This window comes from Prevotella sp. oral taxon 299 str. F0039 (genome assembly GCF_000163055.2).
Lineage (GTDB): Bacteria > Bacteroidota > Bacteroidia > Bacteroidales > Bacteroidaceae > Prevotella.
Window position 1 is genome coordinate 987,487 of the sequence record NC_022111.1, and the last position, 20,953, is coordinate 1,008,439.

Annotated in this window: 13 protein-coding genes; all 13 read right to left on the minus strand. The window is 43.7% G+C overall.

What is annotated here, in order from left to right:
- Positions 1 to 12 precede the first annotated feature (12 nt).
- Positions 13 to 453: a dUTP diphosphatase gene (dut, locus tag HMPREF0669_RS07005; RefSeq protein ID WP_009228181.1), complete on the minus strand. Its 441-nt coding sequence runs from the start codon at positions 451 to 453 to the stop codon at positions 13 to 15.
- Between the two features lie 1,004 nt (positions 454 to 1,457).
- Positions 1,458 to 2,351 carry a helix-turn-helix domain-containing protein gene (locus HMPREF0669_RS07010; protein WP_020967285.1) on the minus strand — a complete coding sequence of 298 codons (894 nt, stop codon included), beginning with the start codon at positions 2,349 to 2,351 and terminating at the stop codon, positions 1,458 to 1,460.
- A 160-nt stretch (positions 2,352 to 2,511) separates the two neighbouring features.
- A complete protein-coding gene (locus HMPREF0669_RS07015) occupies positions 2,512 to 3,453 on the minus strand; it encodes a hypothetical protein (protein WP_009228179.1) in 942 nt (313 codons plus the stop codon).
- Positions 3,454 to 4,006: 553 nt separating this feature from the next.
- On the minus strand, positions 4,007 to 5,980 hold the full coding sequence (gene gyrB / locus HMPREF0669_RS07020; RefSeq protein WP_009228178.1) for a DNA topoisomerase (ATP-hydrolyzing) subunit B: 1,974 nt from the start codon (positions 5,978 to 5,980) through the stop codon (positions 4,007 to 4,009).
- 481 nt (positions 5,981 to 6,461) lie between these two features.
- Positions 6,462 to 7,139 carry a GNA1162 family protein gene (locus HMPREF0669_RS07025; protein ID WP_009228177.1) on the minus strand — a complete coding sequence of 226 codons (678 nt, stop codon included), beginning with the start codon at positions 7,137 to 7,139 and terminating at the stop codon, positions 6,462 to 6,464.
- Complete coding sequence (locus tag HMPREF0669_RS07030) at positions 7,136 to 7,480, minus strand: DUF4810 domain-containing protein (RefSeq protein WP_009228176.1); 345 nt, start codon at positions 7,478 to 7,480, stop codon at positions 7,136 to 7,138. Before HMPREF0669_RS07030 ends, HMPREF0669_RS07025 begins: the two co-directional genes overlap by 4 nt.
- Positions 7,480 to 7,818, minus strand: coding sequence for a hypothetical protein (locus HMPREF0669_RS07035; RefSeq protein ID WP_009228175.1), 339 nt, complete (start codon positions 7,816 to 7,818; stop codon positions 7,480 to 7,482). Before HMPREF0669_RS07035 ends, HMPREF0669_RS07030 begins: the two co-directional genes overlap by 1 nt.
- 5 nt (positions 7,819 to 7,823) lie before the next feature.
- Positions 7,824 to 8,762 (minus strand): CsgG/HfaB family protein, encoded by a 939-nt coding sequence (locus tag HMPREF0669_RS07040; RefSeq protein ID WP_009228174.1) that lies wholly within the window; start codon positions 8,760 to 8,762, stop codon positions 7,824 to 7,826.
- Between the two features lie 738 nt (positions 8,763 to 9,500).
- Positions 9,501 to 12,425, minus strand: coding sequence for a pitrilysin family protein (locus HMPREF0669_RS07045; RefSeq protein ID WP_009228173.1), 2,925 nt, complete (start codon positions 12,423 to 12,425; stop codon positions 9,501 to 9,503).
- Positions 12,426 to 12,471: 46 nt separating this feature from the next.
- Positions 12,472 to 13,992: a DUF6850 family outer membrane beta-barrel protein gene (locus HMPREF0669_RS07050; protein WP_009228172.1), complete on the minus strand. Its 1,521-nt coding sequence runs from the start codon at positions 13,990 to 13,992 to the stop codon at positions 12,472 to 12,474.
- A gap of 87 nt (positions 13,993 to 14,079) precedes the next feature.
- A complete protein-coding gene (locus tag HMPREF0669_RS07055) occupies positions 14,080 to 15,435 on the minus strand; it encodes a DUF4876 domain-containing protein (RefSeq protein WP_009228171.1) in 1,356 nt (451 codons plus the stop codon).
- Between the two features lie 58 nt (positions 15,436 to 15,493).
- A complete protein-coding gene (locus HMPREF0669_RS07060; protein WP_020967287.1) occupies positions 15,494 to 18,280 on the minus strand; it encodes a TonB-dependent receptor in 2,787 nt (928 codons plus the stop codon).
- 804 nt (positions 18,281 to 19,084) lie between these two features.
- Positions 19,085 to 20,944: a SusD/RagB family nutrient-binding outer membrane lipoprotein gene (locus tag HMPREF0669_RS07065; RefSeq protein ID WP_020967288.1), complete on the minus strand. Its 1,860-nt coding sequence runs from the start codon at positions 20,942 to 20,944 to the stop codon at positions 19,085 to 19,087.
- Between the last annotated feature and the right edge of the window lie 9 nt (positions 20,945 to 20,953).

Here is a 20,953-nt window from a genome sequence, read left to right on the forward strand (position 1 = left end):
TTTTCAAAGCAACTATTTCACACCAGTATGTCCATATCCTCCGCTACCACGCTCGGTACTATCGAGTTCTTCAACTAATGTAAATTCGGCTGTGCAGTGTTGTGCAATCACCATTTGAGCAATGCGTTCGCCATCGTTAATAACAAACTCTTCCTGCGAAAAGTTTACCAACAGCACCATCAACTCGCCTCTATAATCGGCATCAATGGTTCCTGGTGTATTTAAAACGGTTATTCCATGCTTCAAAGCTAAGCCACTTCTTGGGCGCACTTGCGCCTCAACTCCTGCAGGAAGTGCCATAAATAAGCCTGTAGGAACAAGGGTTCTTTCGAACGGACGCAATACAATGGGTTCGTTGATGTTGGCTCTTAGATCCATTCCTGCACTTAGTTTGGTGGCATATTGTGGAAGGGCATGCTTACTTTTGTTGATGATTTGTATTTCTGTTGCCATATTTTCAGAGTTTATAACCTCTCAAAAAAGGTTGTTTTTAGTTCGATTTTGTCGACGCCTTTTATAGATATAAAAGACCAACTACACGTGTATTAATTGCAAAAATAACGAATATTCTGCAATAAGGAGGTGTGTTTTGTTATAAAATACTACAAAGAAGTGACAAAAGAAGATAAACAACAAGACTGCCCCAAACGCATAAATTAAAATATTTTAATACTTACATTCAGATAAATCGTTAATATATTACAAACAAGCAGAGTAAAAAGAGTACAAAATTTCGATTCAATTCAAGACACATCCTTTGCCTTTTTATTTTTAGAAAGAGAAACAAGAAAAATGTCTTTTCAGAAGAATTGCAAGGCAACATCGATGCAAGAAGAAAGAGAAAAGCGACGAAAAACAATGTAAAAGATGCCTTTTTATGTGCAATAACATTGCTTTCATACACCAAAATCAATGCTTTTACATTGCAATAGCACTGCTCTTCCTTATTCAAACACAGCCTAGATAAAGCCTTTATTTATCTGCAATCGTGCAAAAATCGCCCCAACGTGGCACAATTATCAACGCTTTTATTTTACCATTGATCGTTCATCACACGATCACCTCGTCGCTTTTTACCTGTTATCATTATCTTTCTACACGCACAAAAGCAGTGTTTTTACTTTCGTTCTCACCCCAAACAGCTTTTATCTTCACCCTCAATAAGACTATAAGAGGGGCAAAAGAAGTACAACACGATTTAGAATGTAAATTTATATCAACACCCACAAAAGATAAAAGAAGTTAATAAAACTATTCGTTTATGCTCTCTTCCAATAAAAAGACGATATCTCTGCATTACAAGATATTAAACATTGAAGACAAAGGATTATTGAACTGCAACACGAAGGCAGAGCAAGAGGCATAAAAAGAGGGCGAAAAAAGAATTGATAATCCATTCTCTTCTCGCCCTATCGCTATATTTTTCTGTCAGAATCGAACAATAAGTAGCTTGCAAACTATTCGTCGCTTTTGCCTTTTCGATACTGACTTGGTGTCATTCCTACGTGCTCTTTAAAGAAAGTTCCTAAAAAACTCTGGTTCGGAAAGTTCATTTCTTGGGTTATTTCTTTGATACTTTTACTCGTATTTCGCAACAAAACACGCAACGCAATGGTTACATAATTATCTATCCATTCATTCGGTGTGCGCTTACTTACTTGCTTAACACTTTCTGAAAGATATTTAGCTGTGATGTCAAGTTTATCTGCATACCAGCTAACTCGACGCTCTCTGCGGAAATGAAGCTCTACAAGTCGAATGAATTTGTTAAATATATCTTCTGCTCTTGTGTACTTTCTGTTACCTAAATTCTGTATTCTATAAATGGCATTACTAATGTCATAGATCATAGCAGTGAACAAAGAGCGAACGATATCCTTACGAAAATGATGGTCGGTGTTATCGGTTTTATTCTTAATAAAGCTATAATAGCTACTGATAGTATAGACTTCGTTCGATGAAAGATTACAAACAGGATGAGTTCGAGAGAATAAAAAGAGCGAAGTTAATTCGGTTATGTCTTTCACAATGTCGTTAAAAAACCGATGAGAAAGCATAAATGCCATTCCCATACAATCACGACTGACAGTGTAATCGCTAATAATTTGCCCTTCACTGATGATGATTAGGTCGTTGGCTTTTACGTCATAGCGAATGGTATCCACTGTATATGAGGCTGAACCACGCAAACATATTGCCAAGAAAAGACAGCCCATGCGACGTGGTTGATTGCTTTTGGGCATATCGTCGATATGTTCAAGCATCACCATATCACGATCAATATGACTGCATCTGCCTTTTTCTAGAATGGTATCTACCGTGACGTTATCCAATATTACTTTCGATTTCATCCTTATTATCTTTATTTCTGATATTTAATGTTGTAAGTCTTTCTTGACAAAGACTTAGTAGATGTATTTCAATAGAAATACCCTAGTTTTACAAATATACTAATTTAGCGTTACGAGAACGATATAAATAGCGTTTCTTTTGTTTGTTTTAACAAATAAACTAATGCGTCCTTGATTGAAAACAGACTTTCGTTTGCGGTTCAACGACAAGTCCTTCGACCTTCGTTATCTGCGATATTGCAAACGAACTATCGCCCCAAATCACTACGTCTTTATATTGTTTGCGCTCGTTGTTGATAGAAAGTTGCTCATCGTAAACCCCTAAACACCTATAAAAAACATTGTTGGCACATATCCATTCGCCTGACTTTGTATCTCGAAAGGTAATTCTTATAAAGCCATTAAAAGGTTTATCGAACACGAAAAGGGCTATATCTGACGACTGATATATCTGTCTTGGGATGAGGGTTTTAACCACTTTATAGTGGGTTTCGACGTGAGTTGGAGTCCAACTGGGTACCAATAAGCCTGCAGAAGCCGCCTTGGTAGTCACAACGGGCATGCAATTGGGTTGAAAAGACCTGTCTTCTAAAAGCGAATGAAGATTGTTTCCTTGGCTCATCACCCATTGATCGTCGTCGTTCCAAAATGCTCCAGTAAACAAACAATACCACTCTTGGTTACTAATAACACGCTTGGTGCGATTCCATTTGTCGATTATTGCACCATCAACAGCAATCGTTGGTTGCGAAAGTGCATTGCTTTGAGGGGTGCAAACGATGGCTATGGTGTTGTTTCCTGGGTGCAAAAAGTGGGTAATATCGTAGCTTTGCGCTTTAACACTCAATGATGGCGAGGGGCGAAAAGGTTCTAAAACGGCAGTAGAAACGTTGCGTTGATTAACAAAAAGCGTGAATTGTTGCTCGCTAGCAATGGTTATTTGCGCCTTTAACGACTTGCTTTCGAGGAACAAGTTGCGCACAAACACCACCTCTTCGGCAAAACATTGTCGAAAAGGAGTAATCCAATAAGCTCCTCCTTCTTGCGCTTTTAAGGCGAAAGAATTGAGCAATAAAACGATGATACAAACGAAACCACGCATCAGTCTACATCTATTTTGATAATCAACTCGCCACTACCGATTTACATCTGCGCACGAGTTCAAGTCTATTTCACTACAAAATGATTGAGAAAAGGTGTAAGTTGCCCCGTAAAAGCCCCCTACACCTTTCGAAAAAGAACGTTATTTTTATAACTTTATATTTTGAGTTCCTGCGCTTTTGAAGGTTAATTTATAAACCTTTCCATTGCACTTCACATCTACCTTACCTGCTTCTAGGCTCTTAACAGCGATAGATTTCACTGCACTTTCATTCCAACTGAAAGGCTGAAGAGTTGAAATAGGTTTCTAAAAGGGCTTTTTTGCTTTCTATCCTCTTTTGTCTTATCTTATAAAACTTTTCCTCTTGCTCTGCAAAAGTAATGTTTTTACACTTCAATAGCATTGATATTACCCATCAAAAGCAATGAGATTGCACCGCAAAAGCAATGCTTTTAGATTGCGATGGCTCAAGTGCTGTTATATAAAGAGGTGTAGAAACGAATATGCCCTCTCTGTACTTTGAGCGTAAGAGAGGGCATGTTATAGCGTGCTTTTATGCGTCTATATTCGCATAAGTAGCATTTTGTTCTATAAATTCACGACGTGGTTCAACGTCATCTCCCATCAACATTGAGAAAATTTCATCTGCTTCGGCAGCGTTCTCAATTGTAACTTGCTTTAAAAGTCGTGTTTGAGGGTTCATAGTTGTTTCCCATAATTGCTCTGGATTCATCTCTCCAAGACCTTTATAGCGTTGTACGTGGATGCTCTTTGAATCGTCTTTGCCCTCTGTATGTCTATCAATAAAGGCTTGTCTTTGTTGCTCTGTATAGCAATATTCTTTCTCTTTGTTCTTGTAACTACACAAGTATAGAGGTGGAGTTGCAATATAAAGGTGACCTTCTTGTATCACTTTAGGCATGAAACGATAGAAAAGTGTCATGATAAGGGTGTCGATATGCGATCCATCGACGTCGGCGTCGGTCATAATAATAATCTTATCGTAACGCAACTTGTCGATATTTGCTTCTTTATCGTCTTCTCCTTCTACTCCGAAACGAACACCAATACTTTGAATAATGTTCATTACCGACTCGCTTTCGAAAACCTTATGCCACATAACTTTTTCGACATTAAGTATCTTTCCACGCAAAGGTAGAATCGCTTGGCAGTATCTATCACGTCCTTGTTTAGCTGAACCGCCCGCAGAATCACCCTCAACGAGGAATATTTCGGATGTTTTTGGGTCTTTATTAGAGCAGTCTGCCAACTTACCAGGTAAGCCTCCGCCAGTCATTGGGTTCTTTCTTTGAACGCTTTCTCTTGCCTTTCGTGCTGCAATACGTGCGGTAGCGGCTAGTATAACCTTATCACATATAAGCTTTGCTTCCTTTGGATGCTCTTCAAGATAATCGGCTAATGCTTCTCCAACCGCTTGTTGTACTGCTCCAGAGACCTCACTATTGCCCAGTTTTGTTTTGGTTTGACCTTCGAATTGTGGCTCTGCTACTTTGATAGAGATAACAGCTGTGAGTCCTTCTCTAAAGTCTTCGCCCGCAATCTCAATCTTTGCTTTTTCTATTTGCTTTGAAATTACAGGATCATTGTCTGCATATGCTTTCAAAGTACGTGTCAAAGCCATTCTAAAGCCAGTGAGATGGGTACCACCTTCGATTGTATTAATGTTGTTAACATACGAGTGTATGTTCTCAGAATAATCGGTATTGTACATCACTGCCACTTCGATTGGCACGTTATTCTTTTCAGTTTTAAGATAAATAACATCGTCAAAAAGATGTGTTCTGTGTCTATCGATGTATCTTGCAAATGCTTTCAAGCCGTCTTGAGCATAGAATTCCTCTCTACGTATTTTGCCTTCTTCATCTAAACGCAAGTCGGTTAGAGTTATTCTAACGCCTGCATTCAAGTAAGCAAGCTCACGCATACGACGTGAAATGATGTCCCATTTATATAATGTAGTAGTGAATATGCTTGGATCTGGCCAGAATTGTTGACGTGTTCCACGAAGATTTGTCTCTCCAACTACCTTTACAGAATAGAGAGGTTTACCTTGTTCGTATTCTTGTTGATAAATCTTTCCATCACGAAATACTTGAGATTTCATGTGAGTTGACAAAGCATTAACACAAGAAACACCCACTCCATGAAGTCCACCACTTACTTTATACGAGCCTTTATCAAACTTTCCGCCCGCATGTAACACGGTCATAACTACTTCAAGAGCTGACTTATGCAACTTTTCGTGCATATCTACAGGAATACCTCTACCATTATCTTGCACAGTTATTGAGTTATCTTCGTTGATTGTAACCTCAATATCAGTACAATAACCTGCCATTGCTTCGTCAATAGAGTTATCTACTGTTTCATTAACGAGGTGATGTAAACCCTTTTCGCTAATGTCTCCTATATACATTGCAGGACGTTTTCGAACTGCTTCTAATCCTTCGAGCACCTGAATGTTACTCGCCGAATAGTTATTTTCTATGTTTTGATTTTCTGACATGTTATCTTTCAGTAAATATATCTTTGCAAAGATATAAAAAATATACGTAATAATGAAAATTTCAACAATATAAAAAATGCTTTTGTTTCTTATCTATTTTATTACATTTCACGCCACCTAAATAGAACATATTTATGTATATGAAATTGAGAAGAACACTTTTATAACATGATTCTTTATTAAAGAGAAACAAAAGAAGATTATCTAAGAAAAATAAAAGCTATGCTTTTGATGTGTAAAAGCATTGACTTTAGGGTGCAAAAGCTATGATATTGCAACACAAAAGCAATGCTATTGTTTCATAAGAAGAGAGGAATAAAAGAAAAGGATGTGCTTAATAATGAACGAATGGGATAAAATTTTACAAACAAAAACCTTTCTACACGAGCCAACAACCATGTTGAGAACGTGTAGAAAGGATAGTTATTGAAAAATTAAAATTATAAAAGCACTCACGATCTACTCATCGCAAGTGGATCAATTATTTTATAGTTGCTTTAATAAAGCTCTTTCCTGCTGGACTCTTTCCATCTTGATTGTAGTTCACTTTATCGTAAACACCCGCTGGAAGATCACTTAAAACAAATGCAGTACAATGTCGTCCAGCAATCACTTTATCTGTTGCTGCGGTATTAATTGCTGTTGCATCCATACTAATAACAGCTCCCAAAAGACCTCCACCTGACACTCCTATACTTGTATCAAGACGTATTAAGCCCTCACGATGATAAAGTATTTCATTTGTATGGGTTGATTTTAAAGTGTATTCTACACCCACTGTGATAACACCTCCAATGTTATTGCGTTTCCAAGACTTGATAGTTGTGAACATACAAGCATCTGCTCCAAGGATCGAACGGAACTTCTTTAGGTCGCCATTGATAAACATTTCGCTATCATAAGCACTCTCACCTTTAAACAAATCCATTGTCATTAAAGGAGAATACACATAATATCCTTTTTCACAAAGAGGTCCATAAAGTGTGGTATAGAAATATTCTTTTGCCTGAACAAAGTTTGTTTTATTGATAGGAGGCATGATTACGATAGACGCAGGCTTATCACTATACATCTTAGGGTATTGAGCTTCAAGTGTAATTGTTTGCGAACAAGAAGCAAATAGCAATATCGTTACTACGATTAATAAATACTTTTTCATTTCTCTAGCTGTTTAATTATTCTACTAACGTATGTTGCTGACTCGGGATAAAGGGCGATTTCTGCTTTTAAATACTTTATTCCTTCTTCTTTTTTACCTAGCTTACAAAGTAAAAAACCATACTCTGCATTGAGTCCAGGGGGCACAGTTTTGCGCAATCCCTTTTGCTTTTCAATCATTTTTTGATACACTTCCAACAACTGTTGTTGTGTAGCCTCACTTTGCTTCTTATCATATTGATAAGTAGCATCTTCGTAATTATACCACGAATAGAGTGGCTTAGGAACCGAACAACTAGCCATTAAGCCAACTAAAAGGGCTATTGATAAAACTTTTTTCATTATGGTAATTTTATTAGTTTAGTTTCTTGTGGAGATAAAAACAATTTTTTTGAATAGATAACTTCATTGCCATTGCGAACAATAATATCACGTTTTCCAGGCTTAACTGCATAAGATTGTCCTTTATAAGTTGCCTTGCTATCTCTCACTACCTTTGCTTCGAATGTTGTTTTCCCATCGAGTGTAATAGTAAGAGGCCTATTTACATATTGCTTATACGATACAAATAGTAGGAAAGCAACATCTTCTTTGCCCGATTGTTGTTCTCTTGGATAAGTGATTTTGCATGCAACTAAAAGCACCAAAGCACTCAAAAACAATATAACTTTAGTCTTCATAGTCCTTATTTTTTAATTTCTTCGATATAATAGTCATTGATTTTACTTGCATCAATAGGCGTTGTTGCCGACACTTCTACCACAGAAAACTCTGTTTCGGGAGTGTCTCCAGCAGTAGAAATCACCTTTACTGTTCCTACATTCTTACCTGGAAGTTCTATCATTACACCTGTTTGAGGGTTCTTTACCTTTTTACCTTTCATTTTAATAGTAAACATATCGCCTTCAACAACACCTTGACTTGCTCCTCCACCTATAAGAACAGCATCGTTATCATAGCTTAAGAAATAAGTGCGCCATGGTTTATTGGTACATTTATTGATAATGTTTTCTACCAATTGACCTATTGCTTCTGATATTGCTTTATCGCTTAAAGAAGCATCAAAGTCTGCATTACTACCCAAACCCATTGTTGTTTTACTTGTAACTTCTGCCGAACCCTTTGCCTCATCCGAGTAAACTATCAAGCCTGTTGATACATCTACCAATCTAATTGCAACGGCAGCATCAACCGTTTGTGTTTTTGTATTGGTGAAAACGCCTTGTTTTCCAATGTTCTTTCTACCAAATTCGGTAATCGAACCGATAATTAAATAATCGGCACCAATGGTGTTTGCACTTCCTTCTCCTTTCTTAACCTCTTCTAATAAGGCGTTAAGATCACCACGTTCGAGTAATAAAAACTTACCAGAAGCAGCCAATTTAGCCGACAAAATGTCGAGGGCTTGCTTTCCCATTGGGTCGTTTTCTTTGTCATAGAAAAGTCCTTTTCCATATTGAGTCTCATTAGAGAAACGTCCAATTGCCACTTTTCTCTTAATCACTTTGCCTGCAGGTGCGTTAGTATCTACATTCACTTTTTCCACAACTTCAACTTTTCGTTGTGCAAAAGCACCTGTTCCTAAGCAAAGAAATGCCATTGCAAGTAGTATTTTCTTATTCATATTCGATTAATATTAATTGTTTTTACTCTTTTAAGTTGTTTAATAATAGATCGTACGAAGGCGTTTTTTTACTTCTTCTTTTTCTTCTATAACGCAACAAATATACATCTTTTTTTTTACAAATAAAAACGTATTTATCCGATATTTTCATAATTTAATCTAACTTATTTACAACAATATTGCATAATAGTAGTTCAAATAAAGAAATAAGAATATAAAAATACGTTTCTTTTACCAGTTCATTAGATAATGTAATGATATTTTTTACATAATGAATTCTCGTCTAAAAACCAATACGCTGTATTCTATTGTCGCTTTATTCTCTTTTCTTTTTCTAACCATCTCACTTCCATCACTTCTCGTTCCTATTCCTCTTATTTCCAAATACTTATATACGCCCTTCACAAAAGCAATGTTTTTACACTACAAAAGGGTTAAGATTGCAATGCAAAAGCTATGATATTGCAATGCAATAGCATTGCTTTTACTTGTTAATCGTTTACTATTTATTTGTTAATCATTAACTATTTACTTATTTGTATTTTACTCTTCGCCTATTCGTATTCTACCCTTTTCTTGGAATACTCCATCCTTTGATGGTACATTGCGCCATAGTTTAACGGCCATGTTCCAGCATTTTTTGCTGTAACGCTTTAGAGAAAACAAGGCTAATCACTCCCCTCTCCCCTTGGAGAGGGGCTGGGGGTGAGGCCGGTTGGGGGTGAGGCTTATTTTCCTTTACTCCGGCAACATCACCACTTCAACCCTATTCCCTTGTGCCATTAATTGGTGTGCAACAAACTGTTGCAGGCGTTGGGGTGTGATGTTTTGCAGCTCGGTTAGGTAGTTCGTGTGGATGTCGATGCCCTGTTTCGCCCATGTTTGCACGGCTCGTAGCCACGTGCTGTTTTGCTTTGTGCGTTCTTCAAAGCGTTTGGCGAGGTGGCGTTTCACGTTTTCGAGCAGCGTGGGGTCAATGTTACGAGCCATGTTTTCGGCCTCGGCGCGCATTGCCTTGAGGGTGCTGTCAACCAATTCTGGTTTCATTGGGCAGATGCCATATAGTTTTAAGTAGGTGGTGTTCACGTCAGGTGCGAGGGTACAAGAAGCATCGGTGCTGTAAGCCGCACCCATTTCTTCGCGTATTCGCTGAGTGTAACGCATGCCAAGCAGCTGACCTACGGCCTCGGCCATCACGATATTGGCCAATGTATAGGGCGTGCCCTTAGCCCACCAAACGATGTAGGCGTTGGCTTTGGGCGTGGTCATGGCGTGGCGGAAGTGGTTACAAACAATGCCGGGGGCATAGGTTTGCACACTGCGCAGCGTGCCAACAAGGGATGTTTCGTTGTTGGGAGCGATGGTAGTGGTGGGCGTGGTAGAGTCTTGCGCTGCCTGATGGTGGGGCGAAGGCTCGTTGATAAGGGCTGGTTGCCATGAAGCGAACGGGGGGTTGCTTGCAGGCAACGAGCCGATGTAACGGCAAACGAGGGCGAGAAGGCTGTCGCGTTGGAAGTGGCCAACGAAAACGAAGGTGAAGTTTGCAGCGTTAGCCATGCCTTGACGCGCCAGGTTGAGAATGCGATTGGGGTCTACATGGTCGAGATCGGCGAGCGTGTTGTTGGCGAAACGTGGGTTGTGGGCGTGCAAGGTGGCCGCAAGCGAGTCACTAAGGGCCATTTCGGGCAGGCCTGCCACTTGGCTAAGGCGCGCCCTGCTGTTGGCCATGATGTTGTCAAAAGCCTGTTGGTTGGGGCGCAAGGCGGTGAAATAAAGGTAAGTTTGCTGCAAAAGGCACTCGGCATCGCGTGTAGAGGCACTGCTGTTGAGGCTTAGCCAATAGGTGTCGAGCGAGAGATTGACGTTGGCCGTTTGCCCCGTTAGCACCTTGGTGAGCTGTTGTGATGAGAAATCGCCTAGTCCGCTACTACCCACAATGCGGTTGAAGAAACGCGCATTGGCGAAGTCGGCCTGTTCCAAACGCGACGAACCGCCGGGCGCGAAGGCCGTCATCAGCAGTTCGTCTTTGCCCGTAGAGGTGGGTTTGAGCAGCACCGTCACCCCGTTAGACAGCTCTATGCGCTCGATACCCAAAGCGGATTCGTGGCGTTGGCTAACGATGTGGCCTGCCTTGGGCAATACGGGGAGCAGCGGTTGGTTGGGGGTATCGTCTTTATATGGTGCAAGGTTGGCCGTGGCGGGCTGCAAAACGGCTTGCAAAAGGCTCTCTTGGGTGGGCTGGGTTGCACCCTCGCGTTGTGGGTTTAGGCTTAAAACAACGAGGTTTCTACCGCTAGTGGGGAGCATCTTGCGCAGCCATTGTTGCACGTCGGCAGGCGTAATGGTATCGACTATGCTTGTTCGCAACTGCCGAAGAACATCGGGCGAAGGCATGGGTTCGCCACTTAGGGCGTGTTCCACCAGTTGGTTGCCCAAGTAATTGTTACCCACTTCGTTGCGTGCGGCATACTGCCGTTCGATGATATTGCGCTCTTCGGCCTTGGCACGAGCCAATTCGGCAGGTGTAAACCCATGCTTGGCAGCACGCCATAATTCGGTCATCACGGTTTGTGTGGCAGCCTGTGCCTGTCCGTCTTTGGCCATAATGGTTACTTGGAAGGCGTATTTGGAGGAGGCATAGAGATATACGCCATAGCCCACCACGGCCTGTGTGAAGGGGCATTGGGGCTTAACCACCTGCTCGGCAAGGCGCATGCGCAGCATCGACATCATCAAAGAGCGGCGCACTAAGAGGCGTTGATAAGTGCTTGAGGCTTTGAAAGCGGGCGTTATGGGCGGCATTTTGCAGAACACTTGTACAAGCGTGGTGCGCTGTTCGGCATCGCTATCCACCACAACGATGGGCTTGGCGTTGTCGGCAACGGGCACAATGGCGGGTCGGCGCGCGGCCTTGGTGGGGCGTATGGGGGCGAAAAGTACCTCGATACGTTTGGCCGTGCGTGCCACATCCACATCGCCCACCACGATAATTGCTTGGTTTTGGGGATGATACCAGCGGTGATAATACTGCCGAAGGGTGGAAGGGCCAACGGTATCTATCACTTCCATCAAGCCTATTGGGGCGCGCCGAGCGTACAAACTGTTGGGGTAAAGGCGCGGGAGATTGCGTTGTAGCATGCGTGCCGTGGCCGAATTGCGTTGTCGCCACTCTTCGTTAATCACGCCACGTTCCTTATTTATCTCTTCGGGCGATAACGAAATGTCGCACACCCAATCGCGAAGTGCAAGCAGACAACTGTCTAAGGCCGAGGAGCGCGCTGTGGGAACGTTGTTGAGATGATACACGGTGCGCTCCATTCCGGTATAGGCATTGATGTTTTGACCGAATTTTAGACCAAGCGTTTCGAGGTAAGCCACGAGCGTATTGGATGGGAAATGGCGCGTGCCGTTAAAGCAAAGATGCTCTAAGAAGTGGGCCAAGCCGCGTTGGTTGTCGCTCTCTTGCAGCGAGCCAACGCATTGGGCGAGGTAGAAATTGGCGCGATTGGGGGGCGTGTTGTTGCGAAGTATATAATAGGTAAGGCCGTTTGGCAACTTGCCCACATGCAGATTGGGGTCGGTGGACAGTGTTGCCTGTGTGCGTTTGGCGTTTGCCGAAAGGGCAAACAGGGCGAGAGCAAGGATAAGGAGGTATTTTTTCATTTCCGCAAAGGGGTGTTATCGCTGTTTGATATAGGACTGTGCCCCGCTAGAAAGCCAAGCCAAGGGCGGCCTCAAAGTTGTGGCGCGTGCCGTGAATGGTGGGTTGGGCTTTAAGCACATAGCCCAATTGGTAGGCCAATGAGAGCGTCAGCTGATAGTGGGCGAAACGCTTGGCCGTGCCCAAGGCTATGCGTATGCTGGCCGTAGACGTGGCGTAGAAACGTTGCAGGGGAAGTGCTAGTTGGGTAGAGAACACCGTTTCTTGCGTTGAAGGGTAGCTTAACGAGGCCTTGGGCAGGGTGAAAGCTTGGCTTGCACCATAGAAAAAGGCGAAGTTTCGAGGCAAGGGACGTTGCGAACGATAGGCTGCGGCGAGATGGAAAGCATCGCGAACGAGGGTGTGTTGCGTGGCTCCGTCTTGTCGTTTCTCGTGTTCGGCGGTGGCATCGAGTGCAAATAGGTCGAGCCGCTGCGAGGTAAAACGATGGTAGAGCAAAGCGTTAAGGCCGACATCGCGATGGTTATACACATAGTTTTTCTGTCCGCCAAGGATGTTGTCTAGCCTATCCCAGCCCTTAGTAAAGTGGGCGTGAACTGTGGTTTGCAGGCGAAGAGCGGGCGAAAGGGAATGAATTAGGCCCGCAAGAATGCGCGTTTGACGGAGGTTATAGGTGGAAAGGAGGTTGGCCGACACGTTTTTTGTTCGGCTTCGGCGTATGCTGTCGCGTTGCGCAAGATGGCTGGCGCGCGCCCAAAGCATTGTTTCGTTCCAGGTGAAGCTGGCTTGCAGCGACAGCTCGTGCCCGTAGGTGTTGGCTTGCATCTCGCGGTTTTGCAGCTTACCTGTCTTTCGGTGCATGCCAAATCCCATCAGTTCGTAGGCCATAAAGTCCAATCGGTCGATGCGATCGTTATTCTCGTTCACGTAGATCAGGTTGTTATCGCTTGTTCCGTAGACCATTCCTGCCGCCATAGAGATATGCACGGGGGCGAGGTTTAGGCCCACATTGAGGTGATAACGCGAGTAAAAGCTCTCGGTAGAGGGGCGTGGGTCGTTGCTGCGTGCACCCTTATGATACCTTATTTGCAGGGCTGCACCGAGGTCGAACAGGTGCGAAAGGCGGTAATTGGCTGCGCCTTTAAGTTGGTAGGTTTCGTTTAGCCAGTTGCCTTTGCGTGGCGAAGCGAAGTAGTAAGGCATGCCCAGGCGTGGCGTTTCGCTAAGCAGCCAACCCACACTATCGGCAAATTGTCGGTTGTAGGCAAATTCCCCATATAGTCGCCAACGCTTAGACGTGTACACGCCCATTGACGAGAGTCGCAGATTCGTATCTTTTTCGGGTATCTGCAAGCGCATTAAAGGGCCTCGTTCGTGGCTGAAAGTCGCCGAGGTATAGCCATAACTCTGCGCCGGTAGCAAGTAAATGCCTAGGGGCGAAGCCATGGTTTGGTGGTGCTGTTGCCACTCTTGGGGAGTTGGAACAGCAAAATGCGTGAGCGAATCTTGAGCGGAGGCGATGTGGAAAAGCCCGAACAAGAGGCTAGATACGAATAAACGTGCGTGCATGTTGTTGATTTGGGAATTTCGTTATAGGCAATTCTCCGCCTGCCTGTATAGCAAAAGCAGGCAGGCGGAGAAGCTTATAATGGGGCGTTACTTGCTTGGGGCAAACGCCTTAGGGTTTGGAATCATCTGAACAAAGTCGAGTGCAGAGTTGTTGAGGTCTTGTAATATACGGCGACCATCATTCACTCGGCTCACCTTACGTGTGATACAGCGGAAGCTGTTATCAGGTTTGGAGAAGGCATAGCTAGCATCAAGCGACTTCTGGAAAGCCTTTGGCGACACATAACCATCGGCATTGGGGTTGATAACCTCAACGGCATCGATGATAGATGTGTTCGGAATTTGCATGTAAGTAAAGTGACTGCCTTTCTTGGGGTCGATAAATGGACGGCGATATTCGGGTAACTTGCTGGGAGAAGGATGGCGGAAGATGACGTAACCCTCTTTACCGTTGCGCGAAAGGCGCATGTATTTGTTACTACCTTTCTTTATAATCATCATATTTGCGGCACTCTTGTTATCCAATACCTCGTAGCCGGGGTACACAACATCAAACTCTGCCTTGCTTAGGTCGAGCGTTGAGTCGGGCCATTCGGGTGTAACTTGCTTGCCCGATGACGTGGTAAAGGGTTGTTTATAGTTCTGTGCGAAGGGCGCAATGATAAAGCTTTCGCCGGGTTTGATGGGATAATCCTTGCCCGAACCAGGCACCATGATAACTACATCGCCGTAAACGTACTTGCTGTTTGCGCCTTCCGTGTCGGCCATACCTTCTGATTTGCTCCAATCGAACGCGCCACTGGGGGTTGTATAGATATTCTTATCCTTGTAAGGATGCGGCTTTCCATCGGCCAAAAAGCCGTAACGGTTCATCGTTGTGAGTGCAAAACAAAGGCTATCGGCATAAAGTGTGCGCGAAGAGTTGTTGTAGATCTCGATAAAACGATCGTCTTCGCCTGCTGCTTTCTTGCTATCCGACCCTGCATAGTATATCGTTTTGAGAACGAAATCATCAGTTGTGGACGTGGTTAGCACCAAATTGATAGTCGTTTCTTTGTTGGGTTGAAGTTGTACGCCCGTTGCAGCGGCCGAGAAAAGCACATCTTCGGTACTCTTTTCGCCTGTAATTTCGTTGTATTCGCTGGCAGGCAGGGTGTAGCTAGCCGTTATATCGTACATGTCTACAGGCAGATTGGGCAACTGCACCGTGCCGTTGACGGTGGTTTCGTAAGCTGTTTCTTTCCCGGTGCTGGTGTTGCGCAAGGTAATTGCAACCTTTTGGGCTTTCGCTTTCTCGAAAGCCTTGTCGATTTTAACGCTTACTTTCACCGATGCACTTGACACTTCGGGTGCGTCATTTTCGCTACAAGCAGTGAAGATAATGGGCATGACCATCATCATAAATAGGGCGATACGGTTGCCCCAATGTTTTGTTTTTTTCATTTTGTTATGTATTTATTGTTTGTTTGTGTCGCTTTTGGCGAGCAGCGGATAAGACTAACTAAAACTTGTAGCTAACATCCATGCTCACCGTTGGTGGCTGATTAAAGTATATTCGTTCGCCTTGGCGTTCTACCCAAGGGCGATAATTGAACACATTATTTATATAGCACGACAGGCGTAGCTGCTTGCCAATCTCCTTAGACACGCGAAGATGACAATTGGGGACGATGATTGGCTGCGAAATATTTACGGGTTCGTTGTCTTTTAGTCGCAGATACGTCCAGCGAATGTCCTTTCGTTGCTGCTCGTCGAGGTACACACGACGGAAGTTTTGGTCGATATAGCCGATGGGATAGATGTCGAACCCATGACGATTGAAGTGCCTGAACCAGAAGTTTTGTAAGCGCAGGTTGAATATCAAGCCAAGGGTGGGTATCTGTTTGGTGAGGCTTAGGGTGGAGATAAGTTCGTGCGAACTGTTCTTCGTAGGAGCGTAGATGCCCGAAACGGCCTCTTTGTCGAGGTCGATAGACGTGCCCACGCGTTCGCCCTGCTGATGGTAAAGGCTGTAATTGTAAACCACCGAGAAGTTAACGCCTAAGCCCAAGGGCTTGATATCGCGCAGGTTGCCAATCCATTCTACGCCTGCATTGCGACTATAAAGCAGGTTGCGGGGCGTAAAATAATAGTCGATGATGAGTTGGGGGTCGCCCTTTGGTGCGTAAATGGGCCGTTCGTTGGGCGGTTGCGACACCGTTTCGTAATGCTGAACCCACATCGTATCGAGCACAGCTTCTGAACTAATGCCACGCAAGTCTATTTTAAGATAACCCGTTAGCGAGGTGTTGAAGTTGGCATTGGCATAGGCTGTACCCACTTCAAAGCTGTGTGTGTAGGGCGAAAGCAAGTTGGGATTGGTGGGATTAACCACTTTGGTTTTGTACATAAAGAGCCGCTCGTTGGCGTTGTTGCTGTAATTGCTATACACAAGGCGGTCGAAGTACACGTTTTCGGGATATAGAAAAGCCGTGGCAGGTATCTTATAACTGATGCCATAGGCTGCGTTGAAGCTCAATCCATTGTCTAACGCCCACATCATATTGATGCGTGGAGAGGCTGCGAAACGTTGGTTTTGGTATTCAAGACGTAGGCCTGCCGTTGTGCTTAACGTTCCGTAAGCCGTGGGCAACACCAACTTGTCTTGCAGATACATGCCGTATTGGTTCAATTTGATGCGGTTTCGGTATTGATAAGAGCGGTCGCCACGTCCGCCTTGTCCGCCATCGTAGAACGGAGTCTCTGCGTTGAAAATCTTTCCACGCCCATGATTGGCCTCGTGTCGTGCAAGAACACCCAGACTAAGCGTGTGTGTTGCGCGACTCCATTTTAGTGTTCGGCGTGCTTCCACGTTGGCCGAGAGGGCCAAGGGCTTGCCGTCTATCTCCAAAAGGGCTGTGTAATAAGGTGGCGCAACATCGGTTTCGTGCAGTCCGTTGGTGTAAGCGTCGGTGATAAGGTTCAGTCTGTTATTGGCAATAAACTCTTCGTGCATGTCGTATTGGTGCGACAGGGAGAGCGAAAAGTTATAGTCGATGCCGTCGATAAGTGCGTTTTGCTGGGGCGAAAGCGCACCACGCAGGGCCAAACGCAGGTTCTGCTGGTCGGTTCGGGTGCGATTAAGCGTTGCATCGGGGTCGCTTTTCAGTCCGTCAACGTTTTTAGAGAAATCGGCCGAGAGGGTGTTTTCCCATGCCAATGCCCTACTAATGGTGTGTGTCCACGTGGCGTTGAGGGCGATGTTGGCGTTTGTTTTCAGCTTGTCGCGCCTGTCGCGGGTGCTGTGCAGATAGTCAATGTTGAGGTTGAGCATACCCCAACGCTCGCCAAGGGCGAAACCTTTACCCAGCGAAGCATTGAAAATATCGTATTGCACCTTAACGCTACCGTAGAAAGGCGTAAGTCCGGCGCGGCGATTGATGATAACGGCGCCGTTACTTAGGTCGCCATACTTGGCTGGAGCAACGCCCGATATAACCTCAACGCTCTCTATCGACGAGGCGGGAATAAGGCGCAAGTCGTTTCCGCTGCCCACATTCTCGTTGTTATCGGTGTTAAAACGGCGGTCGAACATCTTTATGCCGCCCCACTTTCCGTAGCTGTCGAGCTGCATATTGGTGTTGTTCGAGAGAGGCGTACCGTCTACCACGTAGGCAATGCCAAAGGCGGCGTTGCGCACATAGTCGTTAAGCTTGTTGCGCGAATAGGCATCGAGTGGGTTTTGCAAGTCGCCTTGCAGAGCCGAACGCAAGGTTAAGAAACTGGCATTGTGCATGTCGGTGTTGAGAATGGCCTTGCCTGGCAGTGCCTGAACGATGTCTGCCAAGCTGTAAGCCTGTATGTTGTCGATGGTGTTTCGCTGAATGAGCATCGACGAGTTGCTGTGTCTGGGTGCGCGCGTGGCGTTTACCTGCACGTCTTTCAGGTAAAGGTTGTTGTCGTCTAGTGCGATGTTTATCTTCTTTTCTTTCGCCACAGCATCGTGCGTAATGGTTAACTGGCGTGTTGCTTTGCCCAGATACGACACTGTTAGGCGCGTGCCTTTGGTGGTAAAGAGTGCCGTTTTTAGGCGTAATCGGCCTTGTGCGTCGGCAGTATAGGTAAGGCCGGCACTCTCTACGATAACAGTGGCGTAGGGTAAGGCCTGCCCATTGCGGTCGATAATGGTCAATGAGATGTTCTCGTCTGTGGATTGGGCGTGTGCAAACTGGTTACAAACGCACGCCAAAGTGATGAACAAAACCATAACACGTATTCCTCCCCATAGAATTCGTGTGGGAAACTTCATATCTTTTTTGTCTTTTTCTTGTCCTGTTAAGTGCAAAGTGTACTATGTAATTTGTAAAGTTAGGTGTTTATAACGAATTGGGCAATACCTATATATAGGTATTTATGGGAAGGAAAGTGGAGGAAGGCCCCCCCAACCGGCCTCACCCCCAGCCCCTCTCCAAGGGGAGAGGGGAGTGATTAGCCTTGTTTTCTCTAAAGCGTTACAGCAAAAAATGCTGGAACATGGCCGTTAAACTATGGCGCAATGTACCATCAAAGGATGGAGTATTCCAAGAAAAGGGTAGAATACGAATAGGCGAAGAGTAAAATACAAATAAGTAAATAGTTAATGATTAACAAATAAATAGTAAACGATTAACAAGTAAAAGCAATGCTATTGCGAACCAAGACAAACGAAGATGTATTCCGTAAAGAATTCTGGAAGATTTTTATAAAATATAAAAGAAAATAGATGAAGAACTTATCTTGAACGAAAGAGAATGAAAAGGGTACAGAAAGTAGCTGAAAACAAATCGGCTAAGGACGTGAAAGAATAGAAAAAAGATAGCACATATCCACCAAGAGACATCGAGAGACGAGCAAAAAGAAACACAGGTATGAAACTAACCATACCTGTGTTGGTGAAAAACAGAGCTGAAATAATCTCATTTCCCTAGTTATACTACCTATACAAAAGCTCTGTTTTCAATACTTAAAATCTACTACACCTTTTACATAATAACTACCTTTTAAGACTTTCTTTTTGACTTTTATTTTAACATAACATAAGAAAAGAAATGTAGTAGACTATTTTTATACCCCTTTAGGGTTGTGTTCTAAAGTTATTTGGCTTCTTCCAAGCTCCTTTTTCATCGTTGGTATCGTCTACATCCCACCACAATCGCTTGCCTTGACTATTCATATTCTGAAGCTCTTGATGGCTTGTGAAATATTGATTACCTGCTTCTGAGTTTGGATAGGAAATGCGTTTGATCATCTTTCCGCTAGGAACATCGCCACCACTACTATTAGTTAGCTGATTAAGTATGCGTGGATAGTCTGTTCTTCTCAATTCTGCCCAGCCTTCATTTCCATTTGGAAAGATTGCCATCCATTTCTGTGTGATAATCGCTTCGAGCACTTTTTCTTTATCACCGCTATTAAATGTGCCATCGTTTAGTACCTTTAAACCTGCCATGTAGCTGTCTGCAGCCCCTGAAAGATTGGTATTTTGAGGAATCATATAATAGTCTAACGAAGCCTTTACACCTGCTTTAAAATAGTCTTCAACACTCATTGTAAGTCCACTTGCAGTCCAACCACGCAATACAGCCTCTGCTTTTAAGAACAAACTTTCGGCATATCCCAACCAAACAGTGGGCTGAGCATAGTTAAACCAATAGTTAGGATTAAGCTGATGCGATGCTGGTTTGGGTTGAGATCGTGTGATACTATACATCAATGTGCCCATAGAAATGTCGGGAACTTGCGCTCCTCGCTTGCAACCTTTGAAGTCTTCACGAAGACTTTCCTCACCTGCTGCGATCGTATTGCTTGTCATTCCACCTCGATACCAGCACACTAAGCAACGAGGGTCAATCACTTTCTCTTCGAATTTATTTCTACCTTTCTTTATTTTGTAGGTTCCTCCGCCTGTAGAAAGATTGCGATAGAACTGTTCAAGATCGTAAGACATCACGCTTTCTCCACCATAAGCAACACTACACATAGCCAAAACGTTTTCGTTTCCACCATCTTCTAGACCGCCAAGTGCCACTGATGCGTGTTTAGGAACAGTTTGCATGTTGTCGGCATTGCTTGACATTAAACCATATTTGTTGTTCAATGCAGCCTCAGCTTCAGTCTTTGCACGAGCAGGATCAATGTTAGAAATGCGCAAAGCCATACGCAAACGCAATGTATTTGCGAATCGTAACCACTTGTTTACATCGCCAAAGTAGCATATATCTTGTTTATCTACATTGTATTGGGTTTTGTCTTCGGGTGCAATACTATCCACAGCTTGCTCTAACATGCGGAACATTGCATCATAAACCTCTTGTTGCGTGTCGTAAGCAACATTGTTGGTTTCGGGTATTCTCGCACGAACATACTCTCTAAAAGGCATCGAACCATAGGTATCTGTATTGGCAAGAGCCAAGAAAGCATAGTAGATGCGAGTGATGTAGAACATGTTTTTATAGTGTTCTGGATGGTCGTTAAACTTAAAAGCACGCAAAAGGTCTCTATATTCGCTTGAACGATGCTCATAAAAGTGTCGCCAACGTGCTCCAGACCAGCCGTCTCCATAGTTATAATCAGATGTTTTTCCTGCGTGTTTAGGTTGATTATTAGCCACAAAGCCTGCATAAATGTCGTGCGATAGGTTAGTGGTTATTTGATAATCGTTATAATATCCTTCGTATAAAAAGTTGCGAAAGATAGCAGGAGCATCTGCAAGTTTACTCTTAAGATTCACGGAATCATTTGCAGATACAGCGAAGTCGATATTGATATCGGCATATTTTGAATTGTCTTTCTCCACATTTATCTCTTTAGATTGAGAAGAATTATCGGGCAATTCGTATGGGTTTTTACTTAAATCATTTAGATCGTAGCAACCAACAAGGGCACTAACGGCAGTCAAGTATATTGTTTTTCTTATGAATTGACAAGCTTTCATATCTTTATT